Genomic DNA, 19,218 nt, shown 5'->3' with positions numbered 1-19,218 from the left:
TTTCAGTATCTTAGTGATTGGCATAGGTCTCGCAATAGTCTGTATAGATAACTAAAGTGAGGTAAATATCATGTGCCAATTTTGCGATAAGCCACTAAACCAAAGCCTATACCAGTTTGACAACGAAACTGAGTCCTTAATGAAGTCGTGTCCACGCTGTTCAGAAGACGCGGGATATCATGTTTTCTATCCCGCACCTGAGATGTTTGGTTGTTCGACGGCCCGCATCAATAGCTGCAATCCAACGGGCATTCAGAGCCATTGTAAATACTGCCGCAGTAAACGTACGGTGCCGAAAAATGCTTTTAAAGCATCCTGTATGACTAAAAAACATCCTAATGATCTGATTTTTCAACAAGAGTTTGATTTTAGAGTGTAACTTGCGTCACTGATTGCATAAAATAGTACACATTAGAAAAGTATGGAATTCTGCGATGTTACCGTCAGTATTGAGTGATCAAGTTGTAAATAGCCTTAAAAAATACGTTAAGGCGGCATTCAACATGAATAGCCCGAGGTTTGAAGATAAGAACCATTCGATGATAGATGTATTTCTGTCTGATACAAAAAACCTTATCAAAGGACCTTATCTGTCGGTGCAACTGCCATTTCGACAAAGTAACCTGTCTCAACAGTTTTTTGAGCACTTTGAGTTACCTTTTCCTCCTTATACGCATCAGTCCATTGCATATCAGCGTTTAGGTAAACCGCAGCCAGAATCTACCTTGATCGCGACTGGAACTGGCTCGGGCAAAACAGAGTGTTTTCTATACCCGCTACTTAACCATTGTGCTGGTGAACCCATGCCTGGTGTTAAGGCTATAGTCATCTATCCTATGAATGCCTTGGCCACAGATCAAGCTAAGCGTTTTGCTGAAACCATCTATACCAACGAAGGCTTAAAAGGCAAGGTGACAGTTGGACTATTCGTGGGAGGACAAGAAAAAGAGGGCGCTAATACTGCGATGAGCGCTGAGCAAGTGATAACGTGCAAGCATCATCTACGCAATAACCCACCAGATATCTTACTCACCAACTACAAAATGCTCGACTATTTAATGATGCGCCCTGAGGACCAAGCTCTATGGTTGTATAATCAGCCTGGTATGCTGCGCTATTTGGTTGTAGATGAACTGCATACTTTTGATGGTGCTCAAGGGTCAGATCTCGCGTGTTTGATACGCCGTTTGAAGTATCACCTGCAAGTTGAATCTGACAAGTTTGCATGTATTGGTACCTCAGCGACGGTCGGTGACGAACTTGATCCTCTTTTGAATTACGCCGAGAACATCTTTGATGCTGAATTCATTGAGGAATCTGTTGTTAAAGAAGATAGATACTTGTATGAAGAGTACCTGTCCAAAGCGGATATCTCTGAATATTCTTATCCTCCGTTTGATGAAGTTGAGCCTCTGAACCCGAGTGGCTTTGAGTCAGAAGTTAGCTTTCTAAACCAACAAATAAGATGCTGGTTTACCGAGTTTGAATACTCGCTACCCGATGACATCGAGTCTGATGATGGGCGCTTGTGTCGTATTGAACTTGGTAAGAGATTAATGTCTCATCGCTTTTTCCATTCTTTATTACAAATGCTTGATGGGAAAATTAAACCTCTATCGTCTTTGGTTGCCGAAATAAGCCCTGCATTCTCTATTTCTGAGCAACAAGCAGAGCGAGTGGTGCAAAGCTTTGTATCGCTTGTCTCTATTGCACGTCGAGAAATCATTGAAGATGAAGAACAGACACAGAAACGTTTAGATCGAGGGAAGCCAAGACCAGTATTGCCATTTCTTCAGGTAAGAAACCAACTTTGGCTACGTGAGTTGAGACGTTTGGTCGCTAGTGTTGATGCTGTGCCAAAACTCAGTTTTGGTGATGATATTTCAGGAGAACACTCTGAAAAATACCTCCCTGTTGTGAACTGTCGTGATTGTCATGTGACAGGCTGGGGAGCATACGTACATGGGTACAGTGAGCAATTAGAAACTGAACTAGACGTATTTTATCGCCTTTTTTTCGCCCGTCATCAAAGTGTACGCATTGCGATTCCATTGGAGGAGGAACAAGATCCACCTGCGAAAGGGATAATCCGACGTATTTGTTCTCGCTGCTTAGCAACAAATAAAGACAGCGATAAAGATGAGTGCAATCAGTGTGGCTATGAGAAGCCGATTCGCGTGTTTATTCCTGATCTCATTAAAACAAGTGAGAAGAAAGGTCCCCATTTCGATAGTAGTTGCCCTTATTGCAACAGTAAAAATGGGCTATCGATCATCGGGGCACAGTCTGCAACCTTATCGAGTGTCGCAATCAATCAAATATACGGTAGTCGTTACAACGAAAACAAGAAACTGATTACTTTTTCAGATTCCGTTCAAGATGCAGCTCATCGTGCTGGATTCTTTGCAGCGAGAACTTGGCCCCTTATGGTGCGAAGCCATCTAGGTAGCGTGGCGCAAAACGCCCAAGGCTTTAGTCTTGGCGAGTATGCAGATCTAGTAATTAAAAATGCTGAGATGCAGTCCGGTTCTTTGGAGTCATTTGTTGCTAATTTCATCGCTCCTAACATGGAATGGTTAGGTGAATATCGTGACATGTTAGAGGCGGGTGATGACGGTAAGCTAAAACCAAATAGCAAGCTACCGGATTGGGTCAGAAAGCGACTCAGCTGGGAGGTGTTTGCGGAGTTTGGGATGCGTGCCAGTATTGGTCGAACATTAGAAAAAACCTCTGAGGCAACCATTGATATCTGCTCTGGTGATCTCATGAGCGAGCTATCTAAGTTGCATACCAAGTTGCACGAGGAGCTCGGTGAGGATTTCCATGGTGTCACGGATACAGATGTAATTCATTTCGCATTTGGCGTATTGCATCGCATGCGTCACAAAGGTGCAGTTACACATGAAGCTCTGGGCCATTATATTCGAGAAGGTGGTGAAACGTACTACCTGACTAAAATCGATAAAGACACTTCTAAGTACATGCCCAACTGGAGTAATAAAACACGCACTCCGGCGTTTTTGACGTTTGGTAAAAATAAGCGTTTCGACGAACTTATAGGTTCAAAATCGAGAAAAAGCTGGTATCAGAACTGGGTTGAACGCTGTTTCGACAATGGCAGTAATGTCATGATTAGTAGCCACGCTGTGACCATATACACGTTGTTAATGAAGACGCTGCGAAGAGTGGGGGTCACTCAAGAATTTGAGTCAAAGGGGCAATCGGTATGGGGTATTCAGCCCAGTGCTCTCCTCATTACTAACCAAGTTACGAATCTTGGCTGCGATTGCTGCACCAGCTCAGTATCGGTGGCACAAGAGGCGGTCAATGTATGGCGTAATCAGCCTTGTCACAACGAAAACTGTAGAGGACGTTATGTCGTTGAACAACGTTTGCAAGACAAGGAGTGGTCTTACTCCCAAGCTTATCGAGTTAATGCACAGGAACATACGGGTCTTCTGGAGAGAAGCGTTAGGGAACATACCGAGAAGTCATTTATAAAAGGAGAGGCCAATTGGTCGGTGAACTTGCTATCGGCAACACCGACTTTGGAAATGGGGATTGATATTGGTGATCTTTCATCAGTACTACTTTGTTCAGTTCCTCCTGCGCAGTCGAACTATCTTCAGCGTATCGGGCGTGCTGGCCGTAAAGACGGCAACGCTTTCAATATGACGGTAGCAGAGGGTAACCCACATGACCTCTATTTCTACCAAGATCCATTAGATATGATGTCGGGTAGCGTTTCAGCACCGGGGGTTTTCCTTGACGCTTCCGCTATTTTAGAAAGGCAACTCACTGCGTTTTGTATGGACTGTTGGATACAGACAGGGATTGGTAGCGATCAAATATCGAAGCGCGTAAAACAAATGCTTGATGCCAGTGAGGGAAACCAGACTGAGCGTTATCCTTTTAACTTCATTAATTACGTCGAATCCAATAAAGATAACCTGTTTAATGAGTTTGTATTGGTTTTTAACAGCATATCCGAGCACTCGATGGCCAAGTTGCGCGAATTTATTATAGGTAGCGACGAACAATATGGGTTAGCAGCAAAAATCCAGCAAAGCTTGGAAATGCTGGTAAAGGATCGTAAGTCTTTGCAAGGCCGTGCTGAGAAGCTCAAAAGAAGCATCAATAAGCTAAAAGAATCACCGGTAAAAGATAAGAACTATCAGGATGATTTAAATGAACTTGAGAATGAGAGGAATGCGTTACTTGCTCTGATTCGTGAAATCAACGGTAAAGATGCCCTCAATTTTATGACGGATGAGGGTTTACTGCCCAATTATTCGTTTCCCGAAGCTGGCATTACTCTTCGCTCAGTTCTTTGGCGTAAGAAAGAAAATGTAGAACAACAAGACGGTCAAAGTCAGTATCTTACGAAAACCTTTGAGTACGAGCGGCCAGCTGCTGCGGCGATCTCTGAGCTCGCACCAACAAACCATTTCTATGCTGGTGGACATAAGGTAGAGATCGAACAAATTGATATGAAGGTGTCAGAGCCTGAAACTTGGCGTGTTTGTAGCCATTGTAATCACAGTGAATTGCTAGAAGCTGATCAGTTTTCAACTTGTCCTAAATGTGGTCACCCAGGCTGGAGCGATGCAGAACAAAAAATGAGGTTGCTTAAGCTTCGTCAGGTTTATGCTCGTTCCAATGCGCGAGAAGCAAGGATTACCGATGATGCGGACAGCCGCACACCATCGTTCTTCCAGCGTCAACTGCTTGTCTCCTATAAGCCTGAAGATGTTCAATACGCATATGAAGTAGACAACGATGAAGTACCATTTGGATTTGAATATTTGAGTAAAGTATCTCTTAGGGATATTAACTTTGGTTCGGTAGCGGAAGACGCAACAGAGTTTTATGTAGCGGGTGACATTAAGAAAAAAACCGGATTTAAGGTGTGCTCGGATTGTGGTTTTGTGCAAAAACCATATACCACAGAAGAAAAGCACGACATTAGTTGTAAATACAGAGGTAGTACCAAAGAGACAAAGTTTGAAGACTTCTTGTATCTCTATCGTCAACTAGAGTCAGAGGCCATTCGCATTCTCTTGCCTGTGAGTAATTATGGCATGGGCCAAGTGACTGAAGCATCGTTAAGTGCTGCGCTTCAGCTAGGCATGAAGGAATACTTTAAGGGTAGTGTAGATCACATTAAAGGTACGATTTATCGTGAACCTGAAGATGCTGGCGAAAGCTATCGTCACTATTTGGTGATCTATGATTCTGTTCCGGGCGGTACAGGTGCGTTGAAAGAGCTGATGCAAGATGAAGGCAACCTTCTGAAGTTGTTGAGGAAAGCACTTGATCACATCAATCAATGTGAATGTAACTTTGAAGAGAAAGATGGCTGTTACAAGTGTGTCTATGCCTATCGTGATCGAGGAAAGATGAGGGCGATTTCTCGTGATCATGCAAGAAAGCTGCTCACTACAATCTTGGATCATGAGAATGAACTTAAACCGATCAAATCGCTGTCTGATATTTCGATTAATGTAATGTTGGAGTCAGAGCTTGAACGCCTGTTTATCGATACACTGCAACAATCGACGTCAGAGTTCATTATTTCTAAAGACTTCGTTCACGGTAAGGCAGGTTGGTCGTTACTGTCGAAACTCAACAAAACAGTGAGCTGGCATCTTGTTCCGCAAGTTCACCTTAGTAGTAAAGACGGAGTTGCAGTAGATACAAGACCTGATTTTGTTCTTTATCCTGCATCAGAAAGCTTAAATGCAAAGCCTGCCGCGATTTATCTTGATGGTTTCGAACACCACCAAAATAGTGTGCATGACGACGTACTTAAACGGACTGCTGTAATCAGTAGTGGGAAGTATCAGGTTTGGACACTTACTTGGCATGATTTGGTTAACCCAGATTCGAAACACTTAAAGGAAGTATTCGGTCTGAATCGCATGGAAGTTAAGCAAAAAGAGCCTCACTATCCGCTGTTCAATCAACGAAACTACGAAACGTTACGTAATGTTTATGATGGTAAGAACAACTTTTTATTGTTTAAACAATGGATACACCAACCATTAGAAATGGGTACTTTGTTCAAGCAGGCCGCATTCGCGAACAGCTTTTACTGGTTATCGATAAAAGGTTCGAAAGATCCTGCTACCAGAAACAAGTTCATTTATGAAATGAAAGAGAACTGTGACACATATCGTCAGCAAGATCTGTGTTTGGATGCTCCTTTCTTTTTTGGTGGTTTACTTGATGCAACAAGCACATCTCAAAGGCTGATTGAAGTCGCAACAGTGATGCCAGCACAGTGTTATATCTCTGTAGTGAAGCAGCAAGTGAAAGGGTTAGAACCAGCGGAGTATGCTGAGTCAGTTACTAGGCTTCACCTATGCTTCGATGATCGCTACATCGATGAAGACGGCTATGAGCAGGCGCTTGCCGGATATTGGAAGTTAGTGAATATTGGCCAGTTTATGTCTGACTTCTCTTTCACTTCGCGAAAAGCATTGCTTGACGAACCTGTAGTTAAAACCAAGCCAAAACTTAAAGAAAATACGAGGGATGAGGATGCTATTTCTGACGGTTGGCAGGAAATTATTGAGTTAGAGCTTGTAGAGAACACACTCGTTGAGTTAATGATATCTAAAGGTTTAGCAGCTCCAGAAGTAGGCTTGGAAATTAAAAATGCAATGGGTGAGATCATCGCAGAAGCCGAATTTGCATGGCTGGATAGAAAAGTGGCGTTGATTCTTTCAGAGTTGGATAGCTTTGAGTCAGAGTTTATAAGCCAAGGCTGGGAGACTGTAGTTGGTGAGCTAGACGAAATGACAATAAATAATTTAATAGACTTAATGGGGAAGTAGAGAATGAGTGTAATGGAAATGCCTAAAGTGGCTATCGCCGGTGATTTTTTAGCGGCTTTTGCCAAAATCCCCAAGAAGCAACAAAAGAAAGTTCAAGAGTTTATTAGTAAATTTCGTCAAGACCCAATGAGCTCTGGCATCAACTATGAGAAAGTCCGAGACGCCAAAACTGCGAATGTCCATTCAGTTCGAATTGATCAGACTTACAGAGGTATTGTTCTAAAACCTGAAACTGGCAACTTGTATATGTTAATGTGGGTTGCGCATCATGATGATGCATATGATTGGGCCAGAAGGCATGATTGCCAGATTCACCCCTCCACAGGTGCGATACAGGTTATTAATGTAGAGCACGTCGAGGAAGTTTCAGTTCAGAAAGCTATCGTGACAGAGGTTAGAAAGGCGCTGTTTGAAGTGTACAACGCTAAACAAATCATGGCGTTAGGTGTACCGGAAAGCTTTGTTGAATCTGTACTTGCTGTCACATCAGAAGCTGAACTTGAAAAACTAGAGCCTCGCATACCACCCGAAGCGTATGAACCGTTATATCTGCTAGCCGCTGGAGAGGACTACGATGAGCTATTGGCGTCGTACAATGAGGTTAAAGAGGACGAAGTTGTAGACACCAATGACTTTGCCGCCGCCTTGGAGAGAACTTCATCTCAGCGTAATTTCCGTATTGTTACTGATGACCTTGAGCTACAGAAAATGATGAATGCGCCATTAGAAAAATGGCGTGTTTTCCTGCACCCTAGTCAACGGAAATTAGTCACGCGAGAGGCTAAAGGTCCAATACGTGTACTTGGAGGGGCAGGTACTGGTAAAACTGTCGTTGCTATGCACAGGGCTGTCTGGTTGGCAGAAAAACTCGAATCAACCCCAAGTGGTAAAATCTTGTTTACTACTTTCACGCGCAACCTTGCAGCTGATATTAAAGCAAATCTAAAGAAGATCGCTTCAGAAGAACAAATGGAACGAATTGAAGTCGCAAATATTGATGGTTGGATTAAACGTTTCCTCAAACGCTTTAACTATGATTACACGGTGGTTTATGACAACCACAAGGATCGTGAGCTGTGTTGGAAGATTGCGAGTGACCAGATTCCCGTAGAGCTGGGTTTGCCAGAGTCATTTTATGAAGAAGAGTGGCGTCATATAATTCAAGGTCATGACGTAAAAACGAAAGCAGAATACTTCCGTGTAAGTCGTGTAGGTCGCGGTACTGCATTAAGCCGAGTTCAAAGAGCAAAAATCTGGCCTGTATTTGAAGAGTTTCGAAATCAAATGAACCGTAAGCGCATTCGCGAAATGAATGACGCAATGATGGATGCTATTAAAATCCTCAAGGAGCAGAAAATTTCTCTCCCTTACAGTTCAATTGTGGTCGATGAGGCTCAGGATATCGGTAGCCAGGCATTCACATTACTTCGTGCTATCGTTCCAGAGCAGGGGAATGATCTGTTCATCGTCGGTGATGGCCATCAACGGATTTATCGAAATAAAGTGGTTCTGGGACGTTGCGGAATCAACGTTCGTGGGCGACGTTCTCAAAAGCTAAGAATCAACTATCGTACAACGGAAGAGACGCGCAGATTTGCCACCGGGGTTCTTGAAAATGTTGATGTGGATAACCTAGATGGTGAGCAGGATAAGTCTACGGATTATATGTCGCTGTTCCACGGTGATGCTCCTGTAGTGCATTTGGGTAAAACTCTTGGTGATGAGGTTGACTTTATTAAGTCTCAAATTGATAGCCTGTTAACAGTGGAAGTACCCTTGCAAGATATCTGCCTGGTGGCAAGGACACAGGCGATGAGAGATAACTATGCACGTGAGCTTGAGGCAAGAGGTATTCAGTATCACGCTCTTTCCGTTGACAGCGCAGACAGTGATAAACCTGGGTTACGTGTTGCAACCATGCACCGTGTTAAAGGGCTGGAGTTTCAATACATCTTTATTGCAGGTGTGAACGATGGAGTAATTCCTTTGAAACGACTGTTGACGGAAGACCCTGTTGAAAAGCGTGATTATGACTTTAATGAGAGGGCACTACTTCATGTAGCGGCTACTCGTGCGATTAAAGGGTTGTATGTAACAGCTTCAAATCAACCAAGTTCTTATATCTCAAGCTACATCTTACACTAATCGCATGGTATTCTCTAAGTGTAAGCGGACAACCTCTATAAATTCATTATGTTTGAATGGTATTTTAACTATCTAAGCTATTGATGTTTTGTGCTTTAAAGTTGTATTTCATAGGCTGTCTAGTGCTTTGTCTAAATGCAAACGATCGTCATTATGGATGAATAAATGGCGAGTCGAATAGTAAACAACCCAATAATCAGGAAGTTTGTTGGGTGCGACTTACCTTGCTTCATTAAATATTTAGTGGTTCAGGTATGGATGATGATATTTCCGTTCTAAAAGGTGTGCCGGAGTTAATCTTTTAGGCGTTTAGTGGCTTGGTTTTAGTATTTGGAGTGGGGAGCTTGTGAATATTACGTCTGAAAGAGCTGGCTTTGTAAAGTTTGTCGAAGATAATTTAGTTAGAACAAAAAGTGAAAAGCTTAAGGTAAATCCTCTCAAGCAATTCCATGTTGGATTGCTCCGACCTTTACCAGAAGACAAAACTGAAACTTCAAACCGAACTCGTAATAGTGTTGCTTCTATCACAGCGCCGTCATCGGCGGGTTTCTCATTCTATATTACAGGTTCTAGGATTCGCCTTTCAATTGAATATGAATGTACAACTTTTTGTGACGAAAGCGTAAGAGATTCTCAGACTCGTGGTCGTAAGAGTGAAAATTGGAGGAAAGAAGTTTACTCATTAGAGAAAAACTTTTTTGAAGCGCTTGCCCCTGATAATGGTTCGTATACTAATGTTTCAACAAATATTTTTGGATCTGAAGACGGTCATAGAGCAAAGCTATATCAAACTTGGCGTCCCTTTAAAGCTGGGTACATAGTCACACTAACCCTAGCCAATCAACAGACTATTGCAGAGACTGAAAAAGAAACGTCAAAGATGGCGAGTAAGACGATTTTTGATGTGAAACTAAGGTGCACAGTTATAGAGGGGAAAGTTAGTAGTTATCCTCAGAAAGACTTTTCTCTGTTGACTGATGAGGAAAAGGAACTGGAGCTAAGATATAAAACTGTTAAAAATTACGCGATTGGGCATGCTGTCGGCGTCGATTGGTCAGTTCAAAACGGACACCGTGTAATTGAAACTACCTTCATGCCAAAAGTAGAGGTGCCTAGTGTTACAGCGAATACTGCGGGTTCTGAAACCAACCACCTCAATTTTAAAATCCTATCTACCTGCCACAAAAACAAGAGTGTTTTTGATTATTTAACAAACTTTGCCAATGGGTATGGCGATTGGTTGAGCATGCAGCAGTCGATGATGGATGCTATGGAATCTCATGAGCGTGAGGTAGCAAATAGTATCGTTAATAGAGCGAAAATTGCCTACGCGCGAATTGTTGAAGGGATTGAATTTTTAAAAGGGAATAAACAGGCTCAACTTGCGTTTTCATTTATGAACGCAGCAATGCTCAAGCAAATGACTGCAGGTCAAGATTCACCGGATTTTGATAAGTTTAATTGGAGACCGTTTCAGCTTGCGTTTGTATTGATGGCCATGAAATCATCAATTGATGAAGGAGATATCAATCGAGATGTCGTTGATTTGATATGGTTTCCGACTGGTGGTGGTAAAACAGAAGCCTACTTGGGTGTAATGGCTATGGTTTTTGTCTACCGTCGTTTGGTTTATCCTCAAAGCCAAGACAGTACGGTAGCCATCATGCGTTATACGTTGACCCTGCTAACGGGACAGCAATTTGTCCGTGCCGCAAAAGTAGTATGTGCTCTTGAATTACTAAGAAGGAAGTCCGAGAAGTTATTAGGCACCACTCCTTTTACATTGGGCCTATGGGTTGGAAGTAAAAGTACTCCAAATACCTACTATCAAGCTCAACAGGTTCTTAACAACCAAAATTTTGAAAAGTTAGGGATGACATCTTGCCCTTGGTGTAAAAGCAAATTTTCTGAAAAGAACTACCTAGCACACGAAACACGGTTCGACATCAAGTGTACAAATGAAGCTTGTGAATTTGGTTCCAGTAACAATAGCATACTGCCGTGCAAAACGGTCGACGAATCCTTATACGACAACCCGCCAACTCTTCTACTTGCTACTGTAGATAAGTTTGCCATGCTTGCCTGGGATGGTAGGGCGGAAGTATTTTTTGGAGGTAAAGGGAAACGACCTCCGGAACTGATCATACAAGACGAACTTCATCTGATATCGGGTGCTTTAGGATCAATAGTAGGCCTGTACGAAGTCGGTATTGAAACGGCGTTGATAAAGCGTGGTATTTATCCGAAGTACATCGCATCAACAGCAACGATTAGGAATGCGAGTGAGCAAGTTAAGCAACTTTACGGTAAATCCTCAGCAGTCTTTCCTCCTGCCGGGCTAGAACATGATGATTCATATTTTGCTAGAACGGTCCCGATAACAGAGAAGCCAGGACGTTTGTACGTGGGCTATATGGCATTTAGTAAATCGAAAAGAGATTCTCTAGAGCCATTGTCCAGTTTAATTGCTATTGCGCCAGCGGTACATTTTGTTGGTAAGCCAGAATATAAAGATGCTTGGTGGACTCAGTTGGTTTACCACGGAAGTTTGAAAGGGGTTTCGGCGAGTGACGCTTCATTTAAAGGGCCAATTACTCGTTCAATACAGCAGAAGCTTTTTGAATATACGCAGGAACTAACAGAAGACGAGCACAAATCTCGCAAACAGGAAGTAAGTCGTCTGCTAAATGTAAAGTCGCTGACTTCTCTTCAGGGCGCCGAGAAGAACAATCAGACGTTTGCCGAGCTTGAAGAGCCGTATCGAAGCTCTAATGTTGTAGATGTCGCTTTGGCAACTAATATGATATCAGTTGGGTTAGATGTAGAGCGTTTGGCGGTAATGGTCATAAACGGTCAGCCCTTGACTACGTCTGAATATATTCAGGCAAGCAGTCGTGTTGGTCGTGGCGAAATACCTGGTGTTGTATTTGTAAACTATTACAAATCACAGACTAGCAGCTTATCTCACTATGAAAACTTCCGTTCTTATCATGAGTCATTTTATCGCTATGTTGAACCAACAAGCCTTACTCCTTTCACTTATCAAGCACTCAAGAAGGCATTACATGCGTCTCTAATTATTGCATTAAGAATGTCTGGTATTGGGTTGGTTGCTAATGGCAGTGCAGATCTGTTCGATGCCAAAAACCAAGATGTGAGCCTGCTTGTGCAAATGTTGAAAGGGCGCATACGCAATGCCATAGAAGGGCCTTTTGATACTGACTTACAGCGACAAGACCAAGCTATCAAACTGAACACAACGCTAGATATGTTAGAAGAACTGGTTGAGGAGTGGTCTCAACATGCTAAAGAAAGCAAACAAAAAAGAAGGCAGCTTCATTTTAATAGCAAAGATCGGGCCGTGGACTCATTAATAAAAACACATGATGTTGAAAAAAAGGCTCTTTGGGATACACAAACATCGATGCGAAATGTAGAAGACAGCACTCTTGTTAATACAGTTCGAGGGCTAAAAAAATGAACACTAAATTGACGGCTATTAGATTATCTCACATTGCTTCCCAGCAAGGTGTTGGCAGCATCGCTCGTCTGGAAAATGATTACACTGGTGTCATTGTTGATACTCGTTATTGGTTTGCTAGTGGTAATCCGACTCCCCAAAATGAGTTGAAAAATGTTAGTCGTATTCAACGCTGCTTGGAAATTCCTCAACGTCTTTATTTACCACCTACCGGTAACGAAGATAATGAAGACGACGCGAGTAGAGCGATACCTGCTGTTCTATTTCCTAGCTATTTGCAATGTATGGGCTGTGGTCAACTTGATCTAGCTCCCTGGGATAATAGTCCCCATAAATCATCGACTAAGCCACGTTGTATCAAATGTAATGGGGTGATGAGTCAGGGGACATATTGTGTAGTAGACAACTTTGGTAACTTAGATGATGTCAATTGGAGTTATCTTTGTCATTACCCTTTTAATCGCGAGCTAAAAAGAATAGTTCCACCTGAAGGTAAGGCTGCGGTTTGCTATAACTCCCATCATAAAGATCATTTAAGAATCGAATTTGTAAGTGGACGTCAGAAGGTATCTTGTTCTTGTTGTGGTAGTTCAGTCTTTTTTGAACCAACTCAGGCAGGGCTTAAACCAATGAAGCCGCAGCCTTGGATTTTTGAAAAGATTGTCGACGAGTCAGCAGAATTCAAGCGCAAAGGGGAAGTTGTTGAAATTAACCATCCAAGTGTATATTCACCAATTAACCTTGATGGGTTAGTTATCCCTCCGGAATCAAATAGCAATGACTGCGACCAGACTTTTGGTGATATTTCAACGTATTCAGATGATCTTGATGATGTATTAAATGCGCCAAGTGATTTTTTGAGAAAACGTCGAACGGATCAATTAGCAAGAAAGCTAAACATAGCCGTTGAAGAAATACACAAAGCATTATATGTCTATGAGTTTGGTGTCAATGAGCATGATACTCAAGAGCTCATTGGTACACCGGGTCAAATGAAAGAAGAAGAGTATGATGCATTAATTACGGAACAGTCTTTTTCTCCATCGGCAGACTTTAAAACAAGACATCTAACAGAGTTTTATGAGGATCTGCGGTCTAGTTTATCCGATGAATTACTTCCAATAAGCCTAATCGTTAACGACTTGGTTAAAGTGGAGCGTCTTAGAAAGGTACAAGTATTTAGCGGTTTCCTTCGCTCACAAAGAGATTTAGATCCTGAAACAGATGCCTCAAAGAAATCGAAAGCTCAGGAAGACAAAGACAAATTTCAACCTCAAACAGTACAGCCTAATATTGTTGGTGACACTGATTGGCTACCAGCGATCAATCTTTATGGAGAGGGAATCTTCGTTACATTGAGCTTAAAATGGTTAAGAGCTTGGTCATATCATGATGGGGTTGCACGAAGGATTAGTGAACTAGCTAACCATTATGAACAGTCTGAGAGCCAACTTATGGTTGATGAGCTCACTCCTGAATTTGTTTTACTTCATACGTTGTCGCATTTGATCATAAGAGAGCTGGAAGATAAATGTGGTTACCCGGCATCGTCGTTATGTGAACGAGTTTATTCTTCAAAAGAAGAAGGTATGCATGGTTTTTTGATTTATACCGCAGTGGCTGACAAAAGCGGCTCTCTTGGTGGGTTAATGGAATTGGCTGAGCCAAAGTCCTTTCTAACTATTTTAGATAGTGCAATAAAAAGAGCGCATTGGTGTACGTTAGACCCAGTGTGTTCAGATCATGGTGGGCAGGGGAGAGATGGCCTCAATAGAGCGGCCTGTCACGGTTGTACTTTAGTTCCCGACACCAGTTGTTCATACGGCAATGTCTTCTTGGACCGGGTGTTGATTAAAGGTGATAGGGAATATGGAATCCCTTCCTTGGTAGAATTTATTCGGGAGAATGCCAGTGAGTAAACGAGTCAATGAATTACCTCAGTCACATAACCTTACCAAACAGCAACAAAGAGTGTTGAGGTTACCGTTAGAGGGACAGCATTTGGTAGTGGGTGCGCCGGGTACAGGTAAGTCTGTAGTCGCACTGCATCGCATGAAAAAATACCAAGGAAAAGGCAGAGCGCCTAAAGTGTTGACGTTCAATCATGTGCTAGCAGCGCATACATCTCAACTAGCTGAGTGTGACTTAACAACCGCGATGAGTTGGTTATATAAAACACAGTACGAACTGACTGAGCAGTATATGCCAGAGAGGCCACCTACTGCTAAGGAAAAAAAGAAAAGGGAAGTGAACCCAGACTATTATCAACTCAAAAATATCTTTGCATCTCATTACGGGAAGGTTCCAATCCAAGATCTGATCGTAGATGAGGGACAAGACTTACCAACAGGATATTATGAATCAGTAATGGAGTTAGGTTTTGAGAACTTTTTCATTGTTGGTGATCAGAACCAACAGATTACAGAAGATAATTCGAGTCGAAGAGATTTGGAGGAGGTATTGGGGTTATCTCCAGGTAGCGTAATTGAGCTTGAGGAGAACTTCCGGAATACGGGGCCAATTGCCAAGCTTTGTCAGCACTTCTATACAGATAGAGCGAGCCCATTGCCTAAGTTGCCCGAGCGCTCATCGCTATTAAAACCGACGCTTATGAACTATTCAACGGTAAATGCCTGTGTAGAGACTATTCTAAGAGCTGCAGATAGAGACAGTGGAAAGCTAATTGGTGTTATTGTCGCCAGCGAAACTAAGAGAGCTGATTACGTTAAAAAGTTCGATCAAATTGACGTCAAGAGGGATAACGAAAAACCAATAGTATCCAGTTACTCCAGCAATCAAAAACAAGGCAATGTTAATATCGACTTTTCAAAAGGTGGTATTGTTGTTTTATGTGATAAATCTGTTAAAGGGATTGAATTTGATACAGTTTATGTCATTTTGGATGGACTTAAAATCATCGGCGAAGATAAAGATGCAATGAGAAAGCGGTTGTACGTTATGACGTCTAGAGCTAAAGATGAACTTTTCTTGATGCAAAGTGCTCAGTACCCAAACCAACCAGTTGAAGCGTTGCTTCCGTCTGATCCCAACATTTTAGAAAGAGATACAATCTAATGGCTAAGCAACAATTTTATATTCCTATTTGTGTAGATAACCTTGCTCAGTTTTTTGCTTTTGGCTTTATTACGCCAGCTAGCGTTTTTCCGATAGGTCATTATATACCAGATGAGTTGTTTCTTCACTCAAACGTTATACCGTTACACAGGAAACCCACAGCGAAAGCTAAGATACCAGCTCATGGTGTACAAGCGTCGAGGAAAGAAGATCCATATGCAAAGAGTGCTATTGTAATTGTCTCCTTAGATGGAGCTAACCTAGAACCGTCAGAATCTTCAACGTGGCTGTATTTAGATAGAATTTTGCCAACCTACTGTATTAGGGAGGTAATCTTTGAGGATCAGGATGCTCATGAACACTTTGATTATTTGACAAGGTCAACGGGGCGCGTATCCGATGAATTACTCAATAGAATAAGCTTCAAAAAAGGTGACTTTGATAAATTTCTGCAACTAGAGGAGCTAAGCGAGCTAGTTGGTGTTGAAGATGCATTAGAAACTAACGGTGCTCTGAGGCCGCTAGGGTTTGATCAAAACTTACTCTATAAAATGAGTGGATACGGTGCAGCTCTCGCTCTGACATATGTAATGGCTAAGAACGGCAAAGTAGCCAATGATGCCTTTAAAGTACTTTCAAATGTAGGAGCAAACGAAAGTGATTCTGCGTCTCCTTTAGCTATAAAGTTGACCAAACTATATCTATTTCGTGATTCTGAAGAAGATAGCTCAAAACATCGTATTCAGGACGAATTCTTTGACTTGTTGATTAGCTGCGGCGCAAACGAGAAAGTGTTAGATAAGCTTATTCCCTTTTTCGATTTAGATCTCGGAGAACCTAAAGCTACTGAATTTTTACGAGGCCTCAAAACTCGCCTTAGCGATACGCTGAAAGGTAAAGTGGAAAGTACGAATTCTGAGCAAATGGAAGCTTTCCGCAAAGTAGATCGGGTCAGTCAGTTTATAGATCAGGTTGTAACAATGTTCTCATTGCTTGATGAAACGGAAAAGCTCTTTACACAACCCATACACACTATTAGTGGAGAAGGGTACGTAAATATCGCGATGGCTTATGGTATGCGAGATAAGTTTTACGAAGTTCCAAAGAGTGTCAGACAAATTCAAGGGTTAGAATGTTTTGTTATTGAACGTATGTATGAGTATTTCTTAACTGTCACGAATCAAACGAGTGAAAGGATTAAACAAGAGTTCTCGCTAGTACCAACATTAGTAGATATTTTAGATGATTCACAAACGCCTGAACTCAAAAGTGTACTATCTCATAAGTTTGATCTAGTGTCGAACAACCTCAAGCAAATCGTGTCAGTTGGAGAACATATTTATGTTCCAGAGCATCCAGAGAAATTGATTGAAATCTTACCGTCAAATGAGTCTGAGTTTGCAGCTAAAATGGTTGCGCAAAGAGCCTTTGAAGATGTTGACTTCAATGTCATTTTGAAACTTTATGAAGACGAAAAGGCTCTTGCTAAAGCTCGTAAGAAATTCGCGAATCAATTGAATAAACTATGAGATTAAATCCGTCTCAGCCATATAACAATGGCAGCTATGCCGAGCTGTTAATTTTTGATGCGTTTCGTGGCGTCGAAATGTCAGAGGCCATCTGTTTTAACTCTCTTCACCTGATGTCACACAGTGAAAAACGTATGGGTGAGTTAGATTTTGTTCTAGTTTGTAGCCGAGGCATTTTCGTTTTTGAGGTCAAGGGCGGGCGAGTTTATCAAAATGAAGGTAGATGGTATTCGAGGTCGAGGCAAAGAAATTACTCAATTGAAAACCCATTTAATCAATCACGAACTGCCCTATTTTCAATGCTAGACTCATTGAATGAAAAAGGTATTTCATTAGAATGCGTTCCTGTTGGCTACGGTGTTCTACTTCCAAATACATTAGGGTTAACAAGTTCGTTAGAGTATGACGCTTTTATGTTTGGATGTAAGAATATACTTAAAGGTTTCAGCTCTTGGTTAAATAAATTTATTGAATACTGGGTCAAAAAAGTGGATTCGCCCGTAAATCTATCTGCCCATGAAATTTTAGAGATAGCGAATCTTTTAAGACCTGATTCTATTTTAAATCAAAGAGCAGCGAAGGTTTCTGCGTGCATTGATCATTTGAACGCAATGCAAAAACAAGTAGTGACTGCCTTTGAAAATAAACAGCGTGTTATATGTGAAGGCGCAGCTGGAACAGGTAAGACTTACTTAATTAAACTAATATCTAGGGAATTTGTTCACCCCGACGAAAAGATACTAGTGTTGTGTGAGTCTAGATGGTTGAAAGGACGCCTAAAATCAGACTTGAACACTTCAAATATAGTTGTTGCGACTATTGATAGTCTGCAGGTTGATTCACGTAGGTCTTTTATTAGTCAATATGATGTGGTGATTGTAGATGAAGCTCAAGATCTGTATCAATCAAATAAACTATGTAAACTGGAGCCTTATATTAAAGGTGGCTTTCAGAAAGGTAGATGGGTCTTATTTCAAGACCTGATCAATCAAAGCGAGTTCTTTGAAAGCCCGGACGAGTCAGTGATGGAATATCTGAAAAACTCTTGTGATGTTCATTTGTCATTAGATGTTGCTTATCGATACTCTAGAACCACATTAAACTTCCTCTCTAACCTATTAGATTCTGATAGGATTGCAACGAAGAAGATTCAAGGTCCTGACGTCGAAATATTTTCTTCTGATACCGAACAAGACGAAATAAAACAAGTTGAGTTCGTAATATCTAACGCTTTAAAAGCAGGTTATCGTCATTCCGACATAACTATCCTTTCTAGTAACCCTTTCTTTGATAGCTGCGCCTCTAGAACTTCAGATACCGTACTAAGAAATATTGTTCAACTAGATGATTTCAATGTAAAGAACATGCCGCTGCCAGGGATAAGCTTTTCAGAGCTTAATCACTTTAAGGGATTAGAAAACAAAGTGATCGTCTTGGTGGATTTTAAGAAGAAATGTTTGGATAACACCTCTAAGGCTTATGTCGCAATGACACGAGCATCTGAACATTTATTCGTTGTATGGTCGACAGGAGAGAGTCCTATTCCCTTGTCATTCAGCGAACCGAAAGCAATAAGCTCATTAGATGATATTTCTGAATCAATAGATATGGCCGATTGGCAAGAAGTTCTGGACTTAACATTTCTTTTAGAAGAGTGTGCGGCGTTCATAAAGTTAAATGTACCTGTGCCGATCTGTGGCTACGAACTCGTATTAACTGACAAAGTAGTGTCTGAAGTTGAACTTGCCTGGCCTCAATCTAAGCTTTGTATCTTTGGAGATGACACAGAGCCTAAAGATATAGATGAATTTGTATCGGCAGGGTGGACCTGCTTTCAGTCGCCATTTAGCAATACTGAGTTAAACGAAATATCGAAATTAATTTTAGATAGCTAAAGCTGTTATTGCCTACAAGAGTGCGCAGTTGCTAATAGCTGCTAGCGATAGCTAAAGGAAATATGAGACCTGCTAATGAGATTTCTGAAAATAAAGGAAGTCATGACAAAGACCGCTTTAAGTAGGTCTTCTATTTATCGAAAGATGAGTGAGGGCTCATTTCCTAAGCCCGTACCTATAGGGGAGAGGGCCGTTGCTTGGGTCGACAGTGATGTAGAAGAGTGGATGAAAGAGTGTGTAAAGCAGCGATGATT

At 41.6% G+C, this 19,218-nt stretch carries 8 protein-coding genes; all 8 read left to right on the top strand.

Going from position 1 to position 19,218, the window contains the following annotated elements:
• Nucleotides 1-434 precede the first annotated feature (434 nt).
• The 8 genes from AB4154_RS03770 to AB4154_RS03735 all read left to right on the top strand — a co-directional run bounded on the left by AB4154_RS03770 (nucleotide 435) and on the right by AB4154_RS03735 (nucleotide 19,216).
• Entirely contained in the window at nucleotides 435-6,839 is a 6,405-nt protein-coding gene (locus tag AB4154_RS03770) for a DEAD/DEAH box helicase (RefSeq protein ID WP_372122232.1), read from the top strand.
• A 3-nt stretch (nucleotides 6,840-6,842) separates the two neighbouring features.
• Complete coding sequence (locus tag AB4154_RS03765) at nucleotides 6,843-8,984, top strand: UvrD-helicase domain-containing protein (RefSeq protein ID WP_219909163.1); 2,142 nt, start codon at nucleotides 6,843-6,845, stop codon at nucleotides 8,982-8,984.
• Nucleotides 8,985-9,330: 346 nt separating this feature from the next.
• On the top strand, nucleotides 9,331-12,465 hold the full coding sequence (locus AB4154_RS03760) for a helicase-related protein (protein WP_108020472.1): 3,135 nt from the start codon (nucleotides 9,331-9,333) through the stop codon (nucleotides 12,463-12,465).
• Entirely contained in the window at nucleotides 12,462-14,384 is a 1,923-nt protein-coding gene (gene drmB / locus AB4154_RS03755) for a DrmB family protein (RefSeq protein WP_372122229.1), read from the top strand. The genes AB4154_RS03760 and drmB overlap by 4 nt, the downstream gene beginning before the upstream one ends.
• A complete protein-coding gene (locus AB4154_RS03750) occupies nucleotides 14,377-15,540 on the top strand; it encodes an AAA family ATPase (protein WP_181360046.1) in 1,164 nt (387 codons plus the stop codon). The genes drmB and AB4154_RS03750 overlap by 8 nt, the downstream gene beginning before the upstream one ends.
• Complete coding sequence (locus tag AB4154_RS03745) at nucleotides 15,540-17,069, top strand: hypothetical protein (RefSeq protein ID WP_108020475.1); 1,530 nt, start codon at nucleotides 15,540-15,542, stop codon at nucleotides 17,067-17,069. The genes AB4154_RS03750 and AB4154_RS03745 overlap by 1 nt, the downstream gene beginning before the upstream one ends.
• Entirely contained in the window at nucleotides 17,066-18,964 is a 1,899-nt protein-coding gene (locus AB4154_RS03740) for an NERD domain-containing protein (protein WP_372122227.1), read from the top strand. The genes AB4154_RS03745 and AB4154_RS03740 overlap by 4 nt, the downstream gene beginning before the upstream one ends.
• A 75-nt stretch (nucleotides 18,965-19,039) precedes the next feature.
• Nucleotides 19,040-19,216: an AlpA family transcriptional regulator gene (locus AB4154_RS03735; protein ID WP_017071512.1), complete on the top strand. Its 177-nt coding sequence runs from the start codon at nucleotides 19,040-19,042 to the stop codon at nucleotides 19,214-19,216.
• The last annotated feature ends 2 nt before the right edge of the window (nucleotides 19,217-19,218 follow it).

The sequence above is a fragment of the Vibrio sp. 10N.286.51.B11 genome, assembly GCF_041469245.1.
Lineage (GTDB): Bacteria > Pseudomonadota > Gammaproteobacteria > Enterobacterales > Vibrionaceae > Vibrio > Vibrio crassostreae_C.
The sequence above is the reverse complement of the archived record's forward strand: the minus strand, read 5'-3'. Positions and strand labels throughout refer to the sequence as shown.

Coding starts and splice junctions, on each gene's coding strand:
- drmB (WP_372122229.1), top strand. CDS start 12,462: ATGAACACTAAATTGACGGCTATTAGATTATCTCACATTGCTTCCCAG.
- AB4154_RS03740 (WP_372122227.1), top strand. CDS start 17,066: ATGAGATTAAATCCGTCTCAGCCATATAACAATGGCAGCTATGCCGAG.
- AB4154_RS03745 (WP_108020475.1), top strand. CDS start 15,540: ATGGCTAAGCAACAATTTTATATTCCTATTTGTGTAGATAACCTTGCT.
- AB4154_RS03735 (WP_017071512.1), top strand. CDS start 19,040: ATGAGATTTCTGAAAATAAAGGAAGTCATGACAAAGACCGCTTTAAGT.
- AB4154_RS03770 (WP_372122232.1), top strand. CDS start 435: ATGTTACCGTCAGTATTGAGTGATCAAGTTGTAAATAGCCTTAAAAAA.
- AB4154_RS03765 (WP_219909163.1), top strand. CDS start 6,843: ATGAGTGTAATGGAAATGCCTAAAGTGGCTATCGCCGGTGATTTTTTA.